Source organism: Ruegeria sp. AA3 (assembly GCF_056542905.1).
In genome coordinates, this window is the sequence record NZ_JBQGAQ010000035.1 from 1 (window position 1) to 2,122 (window position 2,122).

Annotated in this window: 2 protein-coding genes; one reads left to right on the forward strand and one right to left on the reverse strand. The window is 54.5% G+C overall.

Features of this window, described 5'->3' with window-relative positions; genetic code table 11:
- The coding region (locus ACR0JR_RS22290; RefSeq protein WP_480458204.1) for a transposase at window positions 1-221 on the reverse strand (221 nt) is incomplete at its 3' end.
- A 161-nt stretch (window positions 222-382) separates the two neighbouring features.
- Between ACR0JR_RS22290 and ACR0JR_RS22295 the strand changes: the two genes are divergently transcribed.
- Window positions 383-1,768 (forward strand): IS1182 family transposase, encoded by a 1,386-nt coding sequence (locus tag ACR0JR_RS22295; RefSeq protein ID WP_480424160.1) that lies wholly within the window; start codon window positions 383-385, stop codon window positions 1,766-1,768.
- Window positions 1,769-2,122 lie beyond the last annotated feature (354 nt).

The following is a 2,122-nucleotide window of genomic DNA, read 5'->3' on the forward strand; positions in this document are numbered from 1 at the left end:
GACCGAATGCTCATCGCATAACCAATCACCAGCATCCGGTCGATCAGCTCGGGATCGATCGAAGGGCGGCCCGTGTGGCTGTAAAAGGGCTTCAGCCTCTCCCGCATGTCGCCCATGTCGAGGAAACGGTCAATCTCTCTCAATACGTGATTAGGCGGCACATGTGCGTCCAAATCGAACTCATAGAACAGCTGCGCTTCAACCTTTTGAATGCCCATCATCGCCCGATCCTCCCAATCTCGATAAATCAAGTGAATCAAACGACTTGCCGCACTGCAACACAGAGTTCTTCAACAGCATGGGCGTATTCTGTTGAAAAACTCTGTCTTGATCGAAGGCCATCTGGCTGATTCAATTCTCTTATTGAATGGGAGTTTGGATGATGATGGGACCAAAACAGGAAACTCAGGCTGAGCTGTTCTATGAGTTCTCCCTGGAGGAACATGTCCCGGACAATCATCTGCTGCGGTCGATTGATCGATTTGTTGACCTGAGTAGTATCCGCAATCATTTGGCGGATTTTTACAGTCATACTGGTCGCCCTTCCGTCGATCCCGAGTTGCTGATCCGCATGCTGCTGGTGGGCTATTGCTTTGGCATCCGGTCGGAACGGCGGTTGTGCGAAGAAGTGCACCTGAACCTTGCGTATCGCTGGTTCTGTCGCCTCGATCTGACTGATCGAGTGCCGGATCACTCTACCTTTTCCAAGAACCGCCATGGTCGGTTCCGCGAGAGTGAACTCTTGCGGCACGTGTTCGAAACGACAGTGGCGCGGTGCATCGCAGAAGGTTTGGTCAGCGGCCAGCGTATGGCGATTGATGCCAGCTTGATTGAGGCAGAAGCGACCAAGCAGTATTCAGCGTCACAAGAAGAATGGGATGCTGCACAGATCGATGCCAAGACCGCACCGCGCGCTGTTCGGGAATATCTGGAAACCCTGGATGAGGCCGCGTTTGGTGCTGCCTCGCCAGTCAAGCCTAAGTTCATTTCATATTCGGACCCTGCCAGCCAATGGACAGCGGCGCACAAGGCACCAGCCTTCTTTGCTTACTCTGATAACTACCTCGTTGATACAGATCACAGCGTGATTGTGGATGTGGAAGCGACCAGATCCATCCGGCAAGCCGAAGTGGGGTCGACAAAGACGATGCTGGACCGGGTGAAGGACAAGTTCGACCTCGTCCCCGACTGGATGATCGCCGATACCGCCTACGGCTCAGGCCCGATGCTCGGCTGGCTCGTGGATCGCAAGATCGATCCTTACATCCCGGTCATCGACAAGGCCGGACGCCCCGACGGCACCTGGACACGCACAGACTTCGAATGGGACGCTGAGCATGATCAATATATCTGCCCAGAGGGTCACGCGCTTAAACAGTTCCGCCGGAATTACTCTGATCCAAACCGGGGGCCGTCGGGCAAGGGCACAGCCCGCTATCGCGCCTTGAAAGAAGTCTGCCAGGTATGTCCGTCCAAACAAAGATGCTGCCCCAACGCTGATGCACGCAAAATCACCCGCGAAGAGCACGAAGATGCGCGCCAGGTCGCCAGAGATCTGGCCAAAACTGAAGAGTACCAGATTGCGATGAAGCTCAGAAAGAAAGTTGAGATGCTCTTCGCCCACCTCAAGCGCATCCTAGGCCTTGGACGGCTCCGATTACGTGGACCGTGCGGCGCAAATGACGAATTCCTCCTCGCCGCCACCGCCCAGAACCTCCGCAAATTGGCGAAAATCTTTCCCGCACCGCAGCAAACGCGAAACGCCTGACCAGAAAGGCGCTCGTGCCGTGCTCAGGTCACCCCATTCTGCGACTGCAACACGTTGTTTTTCAACAGAATCCCCGCTTAGCCGTCATTCGCTGCAATTGCAAAGCCTTAATGCTGTCAGACTTAGCGGCTACAGGGGGGGCCAACAGCGCTCATATCAATTTATAAACGTCTGGCTATGCAAGAGCCGTCCACAGCGGCCGTTCGACCGGAGTCTGTAGCCCGCAGTGCAACACCTAGATTTTCGCCTCTATTGGTAAGGTACAGCGGGTAGTCTAGATACTCAAAGTGAGCCCAGTTTTTCATCAGCGATAATACTATTTGCTGCTCAGGAGGTCGCATTGTCGCATCGATA